Source organism: Mesorhizobium sp. INR15 (genome assembly GCF_015500075.1).
Taxonomy (GTDB): Bacteria; Pseudomonadota; Alphaproteobacteria; order Rhizobiales; family Rhizobiaceae; genus Mesorhizobium.
The window spans coordinates 199,308-215,459 of record NZ_CP045496.1 but is presented as its reverse complement, the minus strand read 5'-3'; the positions used below and the strand labels follow the sequence as shown (position 1 = coordinate 215,459).

At 64.0% G+C, this 16,152-nt stretch carries 10 protein-coding genes and 1 pseudogene; 7 read left to right on the top strand and 4 right to left on the bottom strand.

The genetic code is table 11. The features are described 5' to 3' along the window. Positions 1–121 precede the first annotated feature (121 nt). The 3 genes and pseudogenes from GA829_RS00980 (at position 122) to GA829_RS00970 (ending at position 3,987) form a co-directional block, all read left to right on the top strand. Positions 122–2,625, top strand: a pseudogene (locus GA829_RS00980) (heavy metal translocating P-type ATPase). A gap of 42 nt (positions 2,626–2,667) precedes the next feature. Next, positions 2,668–3,060, top strand: coding sequence for a CopM family metallochaperone (gene copM / locus GA829_RS00975; protein ID WP_195176740.1), 393 nt, complete (start codon positions 2,668–2,670; stop codon positions 3,058–3,060). 81 nt (positions 3,061–3,141) lie between these two features. After that, the gene (locus GA829_RS00970) at positions 3,142–3,987 is read left to right on the top strand and encodes an aldo/keto reductase (RefSeq protein ID WP_195176739.1); all 846 of its coding nucleotides are present in this window, start codon (positions 3,142–3,144) and stop codon (positions 3,985–3,987) included. On the opposite strand, the gene mutS is transcribed toward GA829_RS00970, so the two are convergent. After that, on the bottom strand, positions 3,988–6,678 hold the full coding sequence (gene mutS / locus GA829_RS00965; RefSeq protein WP_258052317.1) for a DNA mismatch repair protein MutS: 2,691 nt from the start codon (positions 6,676–6,678) through the stop codon (positions 3,988–3,990). A 223-nt stretch (positions 6,679–6,901) separates the two neighbouring features. Here mutS and GA829_RS00960 point away from each other — a divergent pair, with 223 nt between their 5' ends. Next, on the top strand, positions 6,902–8,092 hold the full coding sequence (locus tag GA829_RS00960) for a glycosyltransferase family protein (protein ID WP_195176737.1): 1,191 nt from the start codon (positions 6,902–6,904) through the stop codon (positions 8,090–8,092). 135 nt (positions 8,093–8,227) lie between these two features. Beyond that, a complete protein-coding gene (locus tag GA829_RS00955; protein ID WP_195176736.1) occupies positions 8,228–10,507 on the top strand; it encodes an NADP-dependent malic enzyme in 2,280 nt (759 codons plus the stop codon). A gap of 93 nt (positions 10,508–10,600) precedes the next feature. On the opposite strand, the gene GA829_RS00950 is transcribed toward GA829_RS00955, so the two are convergent. After that, entirely contained in the window at positions 10,601–11,509 is a 909-nt protein-coding gene (locus tag GA829_RS00950; protein ID WP_195176735.1) for a LysR substrate-binding domain-containing protein, read from the bottom strand. A gap of 118 nt (positions 11,510–11,627) precedes the next feature. On the opposite strand from GA829_RS00950, the gene GA829_RS00945 reads away from it, so the two are divergent. Both GA829_RS00945 and speB read left to right on the top strand, forming a co-directional pair. After that, on the top strand, positions 11,628–12,734 hold the full coding sequence (locus GA829_RS00945) for a polyamine ABC transporter substrate-binding protein (protein ID WP_195176734.1): 1,107 nt from the start codon (positions 11,628–11,630) through the stop codon (positions 12,732–12,734). Between the two features lie 46 nt (positions 12,735–12,780). Further along, complete coding sequence (gene speB / locus GA829_RS00940) at positions 12,781–13,740, top strand: agmatinase (protein WP_195176733.1); 960 nt, start codon at positions 12,781–12,783, stop codon at positions 13,738–13,740. 22 nt (positions 13,741–13,762) lie between these two features. On the opposite strand, the gene GA829_RS00935 is transcribed toward speB, so the two are convergent. Both GA829_RS00935 and GA829_RS00930 read right to left on the bottom strand, forming a co-directional pair. After that, positions 13,763–14,470 carry an antitoxin Xre/MbcA/ParS-like domain-containing protein gene (locus tag GA829_RS00935; protein WP_195176732.1) on the bottom strand — a complete coding sequence of 236 codons (708 nt, stop codon included), beginning with the start codon at positions 14,468–14,470 and terminating at the stop codon, positions 13,763–13,765. Positions 14,471–14,846: 376 nt separating this feature from the next. Further along, a complete protein-coding gene (locus GA829_RS00930; protein WP_195176731.1) occupies positions 14,847–15,839 on the bottom strand; it encodes an adenosine kinase in 993 nt (330 codons plus the stop codon). Positions 15,840–16,152: the final 313 nt, after the last annotated feature.

The window sequence follows — 16,152 nt, the reverse complement described above, 5'->3', positions numbered from 1 at the left end:
GGGCGGGCGGACACGCGCGCGGCGATGGCCGATTGGAACAGAAAAACGAAATTAGCCTCTTGACCTTCCAGTTACTGGAAGCACTACCTCCGGCCAATAGAGAGAACCGAGGCTTATCAGAATGACGCATTCCGACCACGACCATCACGCCCATAGCGGCTGCTGTGCACCGAAACCCAACGCCACGGCTGCCGGCTCGGTTACCCGCGACCCGGTCTGCGGCATGACCGTCGATCCGGCGGCCGGCAAGCCGACGGCCGATCATGACGGTCATCTCTATCATTTCTGCAGCCAGGGCTGCCGTACGAAATTCGTCGCCGAGCCTGGGAAATTCCTGACCGCGACGGACCCGGTCTGCGGCATGAATGTCGACCGTGCGACGGCAAAGCACTTTTCCCGCCACGAGGGCCAGGGTTTCTATTTCTGCTCAGCCGGCTGCAAGGCCAAGTTCGAGGCGGAGCCGCAGAAATATCTTGGCGATCGGCCATTGCCGCAGGCCATGCCCAAGGGCACGCAATACACCTGCCCGATGCACCCGGAGATCATCCGCGACAAACCCGGCTCCTGCCCGAAATGCGGCATGGCGCTGGAGTCGATGGGCGTACCGACCGGCGACGAAGGCCCGAACCCCGAACTGGTCGATTTCACCAGGCGGCTCTGGGTCAGCGCGGCGCTGTCGGTGCCATTGTTCATCATCGCCATGGCGCCGATGCTTGGCCTGACATTTTCTCGCTTTGTCGATGAACGGGCGATGATCTGGCTGGAACTGGCGCTGGCGAGCCCGGTCGTATTGTGGGCGGCATTGCCGTTCTTCCATCGTGGTTGGGAGTCGGTGATCAACCGCAGCCCCAACATGTGGACCTTGATTTCGCTCGGCGTCGGCGCGGCCTATCTCTACAGCGTCATCGCCACGCTGTTTCCGGACATCTTCCCGCATCAGTTCCGTGGCCATGACGGCGCGGTGCCGGTCTATTTCGAAGCGGCCGCCGTCATCGTCGCGCTGGTGTTCCTCGGCCAGGTGCTGGAACTGCGCGCCCGTGAAAAGACCGGTTCGGCGATCCGCGCCTTGCTCGACCTCGCGCCGAAAACCGCGCGGCTGATTGGCGCCGACGGCTCCGACAGCGACGTGCCGCTGGACACGGTCAAGGCCGGCGACCGCCTGCGCATCCGCCCAGGCGATGCGGTTCCGGTCGACGGCACCGTGCTGGAAGGCCGCTCGTCGATCGACGAATCGATGATTACGGGCGAGCCGCTGCCGGTGGAAAAAACGCAAGGCGATGCCCTCACCGGCGGCACGCTGAACAAGAACGGCTCGCTGATCATGCGTGCCGAAAAGATTGGCGCTGAAACCACCCTGGCGCGCATCGTCGAACTGGTCGCCAAGGCGCAGCGTTCGCGTGCCCCGATCCAAGGCTTGGCCGACCGCGTTTCTTTCTATTTCGTGCCGGCTGTCGTTCTGGTCGCGATCGCCGCTTTCATCGCCTGGGCGGCCTTCGGGCCGCAGCCCAGCCTGATCTTCGCCATCGTCTCGGCGGTGTCGGTGCTGATCATCGCTTGCCCCTGCGCGCTGGGGCTGGCCACGCCGATGTCGATCATGACCGCCACCGGTCGCGGCGCCCATGCTGGCGTGCTGATCAAGGAAGCCGCGGCACTTGAGCGCTTTGCCTCTGTCGACACACTCATCGTCGACAAGACCGGGACACTGACCGAAGGCAAGCCGAAGCTGACGGATGTCGTCGCGGTCGGCAGCCTTTCCGAGGACGAACTGCTGGCCTTTGCCGCCGGTCTGGAAAAGGGCTCCGAGCATCCGCTGCCGAAGCCATCGTCGAAGGCGCTGGCGCGCGTGGTGTGAGCATTGCCGAGGCTAGCGGCTTCGAGGCGGCCACCGGCAAGGGTGTTTCCGGCACGGTGTCGGGCAGGCATGTCGCGCTCGGCAATGCCGCGATGATGGCAGACCTCGACATCGAGATCGCCTCGCTCGGCGAGCGGGCAAAGGCGCTGCAGGGTGAAGGCAAGACGGCGATGTTCGTTGCCGTGGACAAGAAGCTCGCGGGCCTCGTTGCCGTCGCCGACCCGATCAAGGCTACCACGGCGGAAGCAATCAGGGCGCTGCATGCCAGCGGCCTCAGGATCGTCATGGCGACGGGCGACAATGAGCGCACGGCCAAGACGATCGCCAGGAGCCTCGGCATCGACGATGTGCGGGCCGGTCTCCTGCCGGAGCAGAAAGCCGCGCTGGTCGAGGAACTCCGCGCCAAGGGCGCGGGCGTTGCCATGGCCGGCGATGGTGTCAACGATGCGCCGGCGCTCGCCGCTTCCGATGTCGGCATTGCCATGGGCACAGGCGCGGATGTCGCCGTCGAAAGTGCGGGGATCACGCTGGTCAAGGGTGACCTCAACGGCATCGTGCGGGCGCGGACACTGGCCCAGGCGACGATCCGCAACATCCGCCAGAACCTGTTCTTCGCCTTCCTCTACAACGTGCTTGGCGTGCCGGTTGCGGCCGGCGTGCTCTACCCGCTCACCGGCACGCTTCTGTCGCCGATGCTGGCGGCGGCGGCAATGAGCCTGTCCTCGGTGTCGGTCATCGCCAACGCATTGCGGCTCAGGACGTTGAAACTCTGAGATCAGCCCCCAAATACGAAACCCTGGAACTGGAGACCATGAATGACCTTCGCTAAAAAGATCGTGCTGTTGCTGATGGCTGCCGGAATGCTGCTGGCCGTCTTCCTTGAAAGCGTTCCCGCGCAGGCCGAAGAGGCCAAACACGACATGGCCGGCATGGCGATGGATGCGGTGGGCCCCTCGACCGAAGGCTACAAAGCCGCGATGGACAAGATGCATGCCGACATGATGGGCTTCAATTACACCGGCGATGCCGATGTCGACTTCGTCCGTGGCATGATCCCGCATCATCAGGGTGCGATCGACATGGCCAAGGTCGAGCTTGCCAACGGCAAGGACCCGGAAATCCGCAAATTGGCCGAGGGCGTCATCGCCGCACAGGAAGCCGAGATCAAGCAGATGCAGGATTGGCTTGCCGCTCACCCGGTGAAGTGACCGCGCCGGCGAAAAGCAACTTCACCTTGTTCTCCCGGCGGTTATGATGCGACGCAGATCGACGACGTCGGGAGCCTCAAAATGCCGTCAGCCATGAGAACCACCACAATGCCCTCGGGCGAGGCCATCCCGGTGCTCGGCCAGGGCACGTGGAAGATGGGCGAGGACAGGCGCCGCCATGCCGAGGAAGTGGCGGCGCTGAAGTTCGGGCTCGACCTTGGCATCACCCTTATCGATACGGCCGAAATGTATGCCAGCGGCGGTGCCGAGGACGTTGTGGCCGAGGCGATCGCCGGGCGGCGCGACGAGGTCTTTCTCGTCAGCAAGGTCCTGCCGTCCAACGCCTCGCGAACCGGCGTCCCGCAGGCCTGCGAACAAAGCCTGAAGCGCCTGCGCACCGACCGCCTCGATCTCTATCTGCTGCACTGGCGCGGCGGCGTCCCGTTGGCCGAAACCGTCGAGGCGCTTGAAGCCTTGCGCAAGGCGGGCAAGATCCGCCATTGGGGTGTCAGCAATTTCGACACCGACGACATGCAGGAACTGGCGCTGCTGCCCGATGGAAACCAGGTCCAGACCAATCAGGTTCTCTACAACCTTTCACGGCGCGGCATCGAGTTCGATCTCATGCCATGGAGTCTCCAGCGCGGCATTCCAACGATGGCCTATTCGCCGGTCGAGCAAGGCGTGCTGGCGCGCAATGGCAAGCTTGACGCCATCGCTGCCCGCCACGCCGTGACGCCGGCGCAAGTGGCGCTGGCCTTCGTGATGCATCAGCAGGGCGTCATTGCCATTCCCAAGGCAAGCAAGCAGGAACATGTCCGGCAAAATTTCGAAGCGCTCGACATCAAACTTACCGGCGAGGACATAGCCGATCTCGACCGCGCTTTTCCGCCGCCGACCCGCAAGCGCGGGCTGGAGATGATCTGACTATTTGCCCGCCAGCCCCTTCAGCCGGTACAGCGCTTCCAGCGCCTCCCTTGGCGTCATCTCATCGGGATTGATGTCGCCGAGCGCGGCACCCAGCGCATCGCTCTTCGCCGGCTTCGGCGCCTCGCGCTTCACCGCCACGGAAAACAGCGGCAGGTCGTCGACAAGGCGATTGGTCTTGCCCGAGACTTCGCCCTCCTCCAACTGGTGCAGCACTTCCTTGGCCCGGTCGACCACGGCTTCCGGCAGGCCGGCCAGGCGCGCCACCTGCACACCGTAGGAGCGGTCCGCCGCGCCCTTGCCGACCTCGTGCAGGAAGACGACGTCGTTTTCCCATTCCTTGACCCGCATGGTGACGTTGGAGAGCCGCGCCAGCTTGCCGGCCAGCGAGGTCATCTCGTGGAAATGGGTGGCGAAGATCGCCCTGCAGCGGTTCTTCTCGTGCAGATATTCCACCGCCGCCCAGGCGATCGACAGGCCGTCGAACGTCGCCGTGCCGCGGCCGATCTCATCGAGGATCACCAGCGCCCGTTCGCCGGCCTGGTTGAGGATCGCTGCCGTTTCGACCATCTCGACCATGAAGGTCGAGCGGCCGCGCGCCAGATCGTCCGAAGCGCCGACCCGCGAGAACAGCCGGTCGACGACGCCGATATGGGCGGATGCCGCCGGCACGAACGATCCGGTCTGGGCAAGGATGGCGATCAGCGCGTTCTGCCGCAGGAACGTCGACTTACCACCCATGTTGGGGCCGGTCAGCAGCCAGATCGCGCCGTTCTTGGCGCCATTCTCCGGCGACAGGTCGCAGTCATTGGCAACGAATGGTCCTTCACCCGAGCGGCGCAAAGCCTGCTCGACCACCGGATGGCGGCCGCCGGAAATCTCGAAGGCCAGGCTGGAATCCACCACCGGCCGGCACCAGGCTTCGCTTTCCGACAGCAGGGCAAGTGCCGCCGATACGTCGATTGCGGCGAGCGCATCGGCGCCGGCGCGGATCTTTTCAGCTTCGCCAACGGCCTCCGTCGTCAGCGCCTCGAAGGCGGCGAGCTCTATGCTCAGCGCCCGGTCGGCGGCATTGGCGATCTTCGTCTCGAGTTCGGCGAGTTCGGTCGTGGTGAAGCGCATGGCGTTGGCCATGGTCTGGCGATGGATGAAGCGTGCCTTGGCGCCATCGCTGCCGGTCATGATCGCGTGATGGTTGGCGGTCACCTCGATGTAGTAGCCAAGCACATTGTTGTGCCGGATTTTCAATGAGCGAATGCCGGTCTCGTCGATCAGCGAGCGCTCCAGCCCGGCGATCACCTTGCGTGATTCGTCGCGCAGCGCCCGCATCTCGTCGAGCTCCGGGTGGTAGCCGCCACGAACGAAGCCACCGTCACGCTTGAGCAAGGGCAATTCGTCGCCCAGCGCCTGCGTCAAATGCCGCGCAAGGGCTTCGGGCAGCGCCTTGATGGTGGCCAGTGCCGCTGTCAATTCGCCGGGCAGGGCGGTCGCGGCGAAAATCTCGGCGATCGCGCCTGCTGCCTCGAAACCGGCACGCAGCGCGCCAAGGTCGCGCGGGCCGCCTCGGTTGAGCGCCAGGCGCGACAGGGCGCGCGGCATATCGGCGACGCTCTTCAGGCATGACCGGACCGCCTGGCACAGCCGCGTTTCGGAACGGAAGAAAGACACCGAATCCAGCCGGGCGATGATCGCCGCCGGATTGGTCAGCGGCGCCATCAGCCGGTCGGCGAGCAGCCGCGCGCCGCCGCCTGTCACCGTGCGGTCGATCGCCTTGAACAGCGAGCCTTCGCGGCTGCCGGACAGCGTGCGCAAGAGTTCCAGATTGCCGCGCGTCGCCGGATCGATGAACAGCGTCGAACCGGCTTCTTCGCGCTCAGGCCGAGACAGCGGCGGACGCTCGGCCTTCTGGGTCTTCTCGACATAGGCAATGGCGCCGGAGATCGCCGACAATTCGGCGCGCGAAAACGCCCCAAAACTGTCCGGTGTCGCCACATCGAAGAAGCGGGCAACGCGGCCGGCGGCGGAAGCCGAATCGAACAGGCTCGGTGGCTGCGGGTTGGCGACGCGGCCAAGAACATCGAACACCGGTTTCAGCTCGGGATCGTAAAACACCGGCTCGGCGACGATCAGCTCGCGCGGGTCGACGCGGAAGACATCGGCCAGCAGGCGGTCGGCGGTCGTTTCGGCGACACGGAAGGCGCCGGTCGAAATGTCGATCCAGGCCAGCGCGAAGGCATGATCGCTGCTGCCGCCCTTCACCCGTCCCAGCGCCATCAGGAAGCTTGATTCCGACGGCGCCAGCAATTTGTCCTCGGTGATGGTGCCGGGCGTCACCAGCCGCACCACGTCGCGGCGCACAACGGATTTCGAGCCGCGCTTCCTGGCTTCAGCCGGATCCTCGATCTGCTCGCAGACGGCAACGCGGAACCCCTGGCCGATCAGTTTCTGCAGATAGTCGTCCGCCGCATGCACCGGCACGCCGCACATCGGAATATCGTGGCCCTGGTGCTTGCCGCGCTTGGTCAAAACGATGCCCAGCGCCCGGCTCGCCTTCTCGGCATCGTCGAAGAACAGCTCGTAGAAATCGCCCATGCGGTAGAACAGCAGCGAATCCGGGTTCGCCGCCTTGATCTCGATGAACTGTTCCATCATCGGCGTGACGGCGCTGGCCACAGGTTGCGTCGGCGTCATCGCCTCTGGGGCGTCCGGCTCGTTCGAAATATGCATGTTCATGCCGTCACGCTAGCAGATGTGACGGCGCGGTTTAATGCCGGCGGCTCTGAAAACAGGGGAAGACCACAGCATAGTGCGTCCTCTTACATGCCTGGCCGCAAGGCCTAGCGCCAGGGCCATGTTGCGTCGATCTGGTGCCCGGCATAATGATTGTCCTGGGTCAGCGGCGGGATGACGGTTCATGGACAAGGACAAGCACGAATCGTTCGAAGAGCTGGTCGGTCCGATCGGCTCGCCGTTGCAGCGACTGTTGCTCAAGGCCGCGCGCCGCATCGATCGAAACAGGAACAAGCTGAGGATTTCGGCGCGCAAACGGTTTCCTTTCATCCTTCCGACCGATGGGCCGCTGTCGGATCTCGACGGCGGCATTGACGTTTCCGTCTATGTATTCAGCTCCGATCCGCTGGTTCTTTACATGCCCGTCGGCGGTCCGCGCCCGCTTTACCCATTCGTCGCGCTCGGGCGGCGCCTGGCATCGCAACAGGTTACTTTCCTGCTGATGCCGAGCTGGACAATGGAGAGGCCGGCTGTCGTGGCCCAGATGGGCCGTGATCTCGCTTGGTATGCCAGGCATTTTCCTCGCCACGAAGCCATCTTCCTGTGCAACACCGAGGAAGAGCGCCGCCTGATCGAGGCAGTCGGCGGCAACGCCATTTTTTCCAACCACAACCTGATGATATCAGAGGATGTTTTTAGGCCGCTTCCGGATGTTCCCGTCGAATTCGACGCCGTCTACAATGGCCGCATATCCGATACCAAGCGGCACCACCTTGCCTTCGACATAGAGAGCCTGGTTCACATCGTCTATTCCATAGGCGAATTGCCGCCGGCCGGCGCGCGCGCTTTCGTTCGGCGCCTGCAGGCGCAGTCGCCCCGCCATCGCATCGCCAACCCGGTTGTCGATGACGTGACCGGCCGGCTGTCGCCGCAAGAGGTCAACCATGTCTACAACCAGGCCGCTGTCGGGCTTTGCCTGTCGGCGGTGGAAGGCGCGATGTATTCCTCGATGGAGTATCTGATGGCGGGCCTGCCGATCGTCAGCACGCCAAGCCTCGGCGGCCGCGATGTCTATTTCGATCCGGACTATTGCATCATCGCCGACCCGGAGCCGGCGGCCATCCGGCGCGCGGTCGAGACATTGCGGGACAAAAACATTCCACGTGAGGAAATTCGCGGCCGCACGCTGGAAAAAGTGCTGCCACAGCGGCTGGAACTGATGGCCTTCCTGTCGGCGCTGCTGAAGCGCAAGGGCGGCACCCAGCCGCCGTTGTCGCAATGGCCATTCCCCGGAACGAAGATGCTGATGAACTGGGCCCCTGCGCGCGACCATGCGCGCAAGATCAAGGCGCTGGCTTCGCCTAGCCGGGACTGATCGACGCGGCAGGCACACGAACCGGCTTTCTCGGGCGCTCGGTGGTTTACACGCGGCGGCGCGTAGTCTTAATTCGCAGCAGACAAGGCACCCGCTTCAAGGAGGTGCTGCATCGGTGAGGAAATCAAAAGCATCATGGCCAGGAAAACCGAAAACAACGGTCCGTCCGTCAGCGCGCAGGAAGCGCTCGAATTCCATGCCATGGGCCGCCCGGGCAAGCTGGAGGTTGTCGCCACCAAGCCGATGGCGACGCAGCGCGACCTCAGCCTCGCCTATTCGCCTGGCGTCGCGGTGCCGGTCCTGGCCATTGCCGAGGATCCGTCACGCGCCTTTGACTACACGACGCGCGGCAACATGGTCGCTGTCATCTCCAACGGCACGGCCATCCTTGGCCTCGGCAATCTCGGCGCGCTGGCTTCCAAGCCGGTGATGGAAGGCAAGGCGGTGCTGTTCAAGCGCTTCGCCGATGTCGATTCCATCGACCTTGAGGTCGACACCGAGGACGCCGACGAGTTCATCAACTGCGTGCGCTTCCTCGGGCCTTCCTTCGGCGGCATCAATCTCGAGGACATCAAGGCGCCGGAATGCTTCATCATCGAGCAGCGGCTGCGCGAACTGATGGACATCCCCGTCTTTCACGACGACCAGCACGGCACCGCCATCATCTCGGCCGCCGGGCTGATCAACGCGCTGGAAATCACCGGCCGCGACATGAAGACCACGAAAATGGTCTGCAACGGCGCCGGCGCGGCCGGCATCGCCTGTATCGAACTGATGAAGGCGATGGGCTTTGCCCCTGAGAACATCATTCTTTGCGACACCAAGGGTGTGGTCTACCAGGGCCGCACCGAAGGCATGAACCAGTGGAAGTCGGCGCATGCGGTCAAGACCGACACGCGGTCGCTGGCCGAAGCGCTGGATGGCGCCGATGTCTTCCTCGGCCTGTCGGCCAAGGGCGCGCTGACCACGGCTATGGTGCAGTCCATGGCCAAGAACCCGATCATCTTCGCCATGGCCAACCCCGATCCGGAAATCACGCCGGAGGAAGTGGCCGAAATCCGCACCGACGCGATCATGGCCACCGGCCGGTCTGATTACCCAAATCAGGTCAACAACGTGCTTGGCTTCCCCTACATCTTCCGTGGCGCGCTGGATGTGCGCGCCACCACCATCAACGATGACATGAAGATCGCCGCCGCCCGCGCGCTGGCAGCCCTTGCCCGCCAGGACGTGCCCGACGATGTCGCCGCCGCCTATCAGGGCAACCGGCCGAAATTCGGCCCCAACTACATCATCCCAGTGCCGTTCGACCCGCGCCTGATCTCAGCCATCCCGCTGGCGGTGGCCAAGGCGGCGATGGAGAGCGGCGTCGCGCGCAAGCCGATCCTCGACCTCGACCGCTATGCGCAGGAACTGTCCGCCCGCCGCGACCCGATCGCCTCGACCTTGCAGCGCATCTATGACCGCGTGCGCCGCCAGCCCAAGCGCATCGTCTTCGCCGAGGGCGAGGAAGAGCAGGTCATGCGCGCCGCCGTGTCCTATGTGAACCAGCGCCTCGGCACAGCCATCCTGCTTGGCCGCGACGATGTCATCAAGGAAAACGCCAAGCACGCCGGCATCGACCTCAACAAGCAAGGCATCGAGATCATCAATGCCCGCCTGTCGCGCCGCAACGGCATCTACACCGACTATCTCTACGAGCGCATGCAGCGCAAAGGCTTCCTCTTCCGCGACTGCCAGCGCCTGATAAACAACGACCGCAACCATTTCGCCGCCTGCATGGTGGCGCTGGGCGATGCCGACGGCATCGTCACCGGCGTGACCCGCAATTATTCCACCGCGCTCGACGACATCCGCCGCGTCATCGACGCCAAGCCCGGCCACCGCGTCATCGGCGTGTCGATCGTGCTGGCGCGCGGCAAAACCGTGCTCGTCGCCGACACCGCCGTGCACGACATGCCCAATGCCGAGCAGATCGCCGACATCGCCGAGGAAGCCGCCGGCTTCGCGCGGCGCATGGGCTACGAGCCAAGGCTCGCCATGCTCGCCTATTCCACCTTCGGCCATCCGCAAGGCGAGCGCTCCGAGCGTGTCCAGGAGGCCGTGCGCATCCTCGACAAGCGCCGTGTCGATTTCGAATATGATGGCGAAATGGCCGCCGACGTCGCGCTCAACGCCCGCGCCATGGCGCAGTACCCGTTCATCAGGCTGACCGGCCCGGCCAATGTACTGATCATGCCGGCGTTCCACTCGGCCTCGATCTCGACCAAGATGCTGCAGGAACTCGGCGGCTCCACTGTCATCGGCCCGCTGCTGGTCGGCCTGAATAAGCCGGTTCAGATCGTGTCGCTCAACGCCAAGGACTCAGACATCGTCAACATGGCGGCGATCGCGGCCTACACGGCGGGGACGTGACGAACGGTGCAGGGGACGAAAAGCCATTGATTTGGCTTTTCGAGTGAGGCAAGGCCCGAAGCCTTAGCGAAGGCCGCCTACCGCACGCGGCCTTCACGCCAGCCCCATCACCTGCCTGTGCTTGCCAATCTCCGCAAGCAGCCATTCCCGAAACAGCCTGATATTGGCGGCGTTCCGGTTGCCCGGCCTCTGCTGCAAATAATAGCTCTGCGGGATCGCGTGCCGAACCGCGAATGGCGCCACCAGCTGGCCGCTGGCCAAAAGATCCTCGACCATGATGTTGTCGGCCAGCGCCACGCCGCCGCCATTGACGGCTTCGCGGATGGCCAGCGTCGGGTCGTGGAAGATCGGGCCGGGTTTGGCGTCGGCTCCGTTCAAGCCTTCCTTCTCGAACCATTCCTCCCACCACACGGTGGAGTTCTCATGCAGCAGCCGGCATCTCACGAGATCGGCGGGTTGCCTTGGTGCATTCGCGCCCTTGAGCAGGGCCGGCGAACAGACCGGAAAGATGACCAGCGAGACGATCGGCACCAGTGAGGCATCGCCGGTCTCGACCGTGAACAGCACCCGCAGGTCGGCGCTCGGATTGCCGCCCCGGCTCTCGTCGTCATGGATCGACACGTCGAGTTCGCAGTCGGGATGCAGGTCGCGAAAGCGCGGCAGGCGGTCGGCGAGCCACAGGTTCATGAAGGTGGCATTGATCGACAGCGAAGCGCGCTTTGCCCGGCGGCTGTTCGCGTGCGTCCCGGTCTCCTCGGTCGCACTTTCGATCTCCCGGAACGCCGAGGAAAGCCGGCGGGCATAATGCGTCGCCTTGGGCGTCAAGGTGACCTGCCGGAAGCCGCGCTCGAACAGCTCGATGCCCAGCGCCTGTTCCAGCGTGCGGATGTGCCGGCTGACCGCCGAGGGTGTCAGGCTGAGCTCATCGGCCGCCTCCTTGAAGCTGCGCAGCCGTGCCGCTGCCTCGAAAGCCCTGATCGCGTTGAGTGAAGGAAGCTGCATGCCGCCATGAGAAGGATGAGGTGAGTTTTTGTCAACTCAGTCGAGTGAAAATGCCGTTTGTCGGCTCATGCCGTGTCAGGCAGTTTTCAGTTATCGCCCTCTGCTGGAAAGCCGCCCCATGCGCCGTCTTGCCCTGCTTGCCGCTTCGATGCTTTGCCTGGCTGTGTCCCCGCTTTGCAGCGCGGCTTCCGCCGCCGAGGACAAGACCGTCAACATTCTGTTCTGGTACGATTACGTGCCGGCCGACACGATCGCGGAGTTCGAAAAGCAGACCGGCATCAAGGTCGTCTACGACACGTTCGATTCCGTCGACATGCTGACGACCAAGGCACTGACCGGAGGCTCGGGCTACGACATCATCATGCCGGGCGCCTCGCTGGTCGGGCAATACGCCAAGGCCGGCGCCATCCAGAAGCTCGACAAGACCAAGCTTCCCAATGCCGGCGGCCTCAACCCTGACATCATGGCCTTCCTCGCGAGGCAGGATCCCGGCGCCGCCTACGCGGTTCCCTATGCCTATGGCACCACCGGCATCATGTACAATCCGGCCAAGATCACCGAGCGCATGAAGGATGCGCCGGTCGACAGTCTCGACATGATCTTCAAGCCGGAAATCGCCGCGAAATTCCAGGATTGCGGCATCGCCATGGTCGATTCGCCGGAAGGCGTCATGTCGGTGGCGCTGAATTATCTCGGCTTCGATCCGTTCTCCACTGACGAGGCCGAGCTGCGCAAGGCCGGCGCGCTGCTTGCCGCCATCAAGCCGTACATCAGACATTTCAAGTCAGGCTCGATCATGAACGAGCTGGCGGCAGGCGACCTTTGCCTGGCGCTCGGCTGGAGCGGTGATGCGATCGGCGCCAATGCCAGGGCGGCGGACGCCAAGAACGGCGTCGAAGTGCGCTATTTTGTACCAAGGGAAGGCACCGAGATTTTCTTCGACGTCATGACCGTCCCGGTCGATGCGCCGCATCCCGACAACGCCCATGCGCTGATGAATTTCCTGCTGTCACCGCAGGCCAGCGCGCGGTTCACCAACGCCACGCTCTACCCCAACGCCATCGGGGCGGCGACGCCGATGGTCGACGAAATCGTGCGCGACAACCCGAACATCTATTTCTCGAAAGAAACCCTGAAGCACCTGTTCGCCGCCCAGCCGCGCGATGCGAAATCGCTGCGCATGGTGACCCGCCTGTGGACGAGTTTCGTCACCGGCACGAATTGAACCCACCCTTACCTGACCAAACTTCCCCCAAATGGATCTCAGCAAAATGTTGCAGCCTCTGCCGCGTACCCGTGAAACCGACGATGCCGTGTTCGGCAACAACATCCATGGCGGCTCGCATGAGCCGGTCTACAGCGGCGTCCTGTCCTTCATGCGCCGCCGGCTGAGCCGCAACCTGGCTGGCGTCGATGTCGCCATCTGGGGCATCCCCTTCGACGCCGCCGTGTCCAACCGCCCGGGCGCCCGTTTCGGGCCGCAGGGCGTGCGGCGCGCGTCCGCCATCCTTGAAGGCGATCCGCAGTACCCGTTCCGCGCCGATCCGTTCGAAAAGCTCGCGGTGATCGACTATGGCGACTGCGGGCTCGACTTCGGCCGTCACGACGAAGCGCCGGCGCAGATCGAAAGGCAGGCGAGCGAGGTCGTCGATGCCGGCGTCACGCTGCTCTCCATCGGCGGCGATCACTATGTGACATGGCCGCTGCTGCGGGCGCACGCCAAGAAACATGGCCCGATGGCTCTGGTCCAGTTCGATGCGCATCAGGACACCTGGTTCGACGAAGACAGGCGCATCGACCATGGCTCGTTTGTTGCCCGCGCCGTGCGCGAAGGCATCGTCCGGCCGGACCGTTCGATCCAGGTCGGCATCCGGACCCATGCGCCGGACACTTGCGGCCTCGAAATTCTCTATGGCGAAGACGTCGCTGAACTCGGCGTCGCGGGTGTCGTCGAACGCATCAAGGCCCGCGTCGGCGATGCCAAGACCTATCTGACCTTCGACATCGACTGCCTCGACCCGGCCTATGCACCCGGCACCGGCACGCCTGTCTCCGGCGGGCTGTCGTCGCGCGAGGCGCTGATGATCCTGCGCCGCCTCGGCTCGCTGGATATCGTTGGCGCCGATGTCGTGGAAGTGGCGCCCGCCTACGACCATGCCGATGTCACCTCGATCGCCGGCGCGGCCGTGCTGCAGCACTATCTTGGCCTGCTGGCTGAACGGAAAGGCTAGTCTCTCGACGATCGCGCCGGGCTCAGCCCGGCGCGAACACGCGCGCGGCCTCGACCACATCCTGGATTTGATCCTGGCGGAGCAAGTCGATGGGCACGCGGCCGTCGAGATGAGCCGAAGGCCGCGTCAGCCACAGCCAGGCCAGCCTCGGATTGCTGATCAGCGACAGCACGTCGCGTATGCCGGCGACCGGCCTGCCGTCGACGAACTGCGCCAGCGGGAAGACATGTTTGCGGCCGCCCTTGCGCAGGGCAATGACCTCGTTGCGCCTTTGCCAGCGGTGCAATGTCGAGCGCGCGATGTGCAGGTTTTCTTCCAGATAGGTCGATCCGGCGACGCGCCCCGCCCAATCCTCGATCAGCATCGATTCGAGATCGTCGGCCTTGTTGCTTGGGTTTGACATTCCCTCGACGGCTGCCGGCAAGATCACCGGCAGGCCTACAGCATCGCTGGTCCCTGCCTCGCTGCGGCGCGCGGCCTCGGCCGCCAGCGCGCGAACGAATTTCGAGGCAAGGCCCGGAAGGTCCGCATGGATGCTGTCGATGGCGCGCTGGTGTTTGGGCGAAAGCAAAGTGACGGCGGACGCGATGCTGCCGGCAATCTTGCCGACCGAGACCATGGTGGGCTTGTTGATGGCTTCGTCATACTGCGCGAGCGCGCGTTCGACTTCCTCCGCGACCATTTCGGCGAAGTCGTCCTGTCTCATTCCCTGGATTGGAAATCTGTTCATGCGTCTGTCTTCTGGCCGCGCGCTGCTCCCTCAGCCGCCGCCGATTGGGGAATGTCTAAAGCGGAAAACGGAAATCGCAGCGGCAACAGATGCGGCTGCCGGACAGCTTGCTGTCTTGCATTTTTAACACCCCGACTGACTGTGGGCGCCCCGAAATGTCAGTCGCGGAACGCCTCGGTTGCGGTGTAGGTGCGATGTGTGACAGTCGCGCGACGGTGTTTCCTTCTCCCCTTGTGGGAGAAGGTGGATCGGCGCGCAGCGTCGAGGCGGATGAGGGGTGCTGGAAGGGATGAGACGTTGGTGTTTTCTGGAAAACCCCTCATCCGTCGCCTTCGGCGACACCTTCTCCCACAAGGGGAGAAGGCAAGGTTTACCCCTACAGCAGCCCCGCCTGCTCAGCCTCGCGTTTCAGGTTCTGCCGTGGTCTTGGGCCGAGTTGCTGGATCACCAGTCCGGCCGCCAGTGAGCCAAGATCGCCGCAGGTCTGCAGGTCGCGGCCTTGCGTGTAGCCGTGCAGGAAGCCGGCGGCATAAAGGTCGCCAGCGCCTGTCGTGTCGACCAGTTCCCGGATCGTTGTCGCCTTGATGACCACGGTCTCGTCGCCGCGCACAATGACGGAGCCCTTCTCCGAACGGGTCACGGCGGCGATCTTGCAGTCCTTGCGGATCTGCGCCAGCGCCTCTTCGAACGACGTCGTCTGGTAGAGCGATTTGATCTCGTGGCTGTTGGCAAAGACGATATCGACAGTGCCCGAGCGCATCAGGTCGAGGAACTCGTCGCGGTAGCGGCCGACGCAGAACGAATCCGACAATGTCATCGACACTTCGCGGCCGGCGGCGTGCGCCAGCTTCGCCGTCTGGCGGATGGCTTCCTTGGCCCGTGGCGGATCCCAGAGATAGCCCTCGAAATAGGTGACCTTGGCGCCCGAGGCCTTGTCGGCCTCGACATCCTCGGGTCCGAGTTCGACGCAGGCGCCGAGATAGGTGTTCATCGAGCGTTCGCCGTCGGGCGTCACGAAGATCATCGAGCGCGCGGTTGGCGGCTCACCGGTCAGCGGCTTGGTGTCGAAGGCGACGCCCTGCGCGTGAATGTCATGGGCGTAGATTTCACCAAGCGCGTCGTTGGAAACCTTGCCGAAGAAAGCGGCGCGGCCACCGAAACTGGCGACGCCGGCCGCCGTGTTGCCGGCGCTGCCGCCGGAGGCCTCGATTGCCGGGCCCATGCGGCTGTAAAGCAGCTCGGCGCGCTCGGTATCGATGAGATTCATCGCGCCTTTGATGATGCCATTGGTCTCGAGGAATTCCTCGTCGCACTGGGCGATGATGTCGACAATGGCATTGCCGATGCAAAGCACGTCATAGTCCGGCATCAATGTCTCCGCCAAAAACTCAAAGCAATTCCAGGAAAAGTGTGTAGCGGTTTTCCGTCCGGAATTGCGTGCAAATAGAGAGCCAGCTTCTTGCCATGCTGGCCGGGCGCGGGTCTAGCGGCTCGTGCAGGCTTTGCCTACCCCGAAAATCGGCGCTTGTTTGCGTGGCGTCGGCATCCATGTCCGCTCTGTTGCAGCCGTCAGGCGCAACTGGACCATGCCCGCCGGCCGATGCACGGCTACCATTAGATCGCGATCGAAGCATCCCCTCTCCGCTTCGGGGTACAAGTGCCACCTGTCCCATCACTCCCAA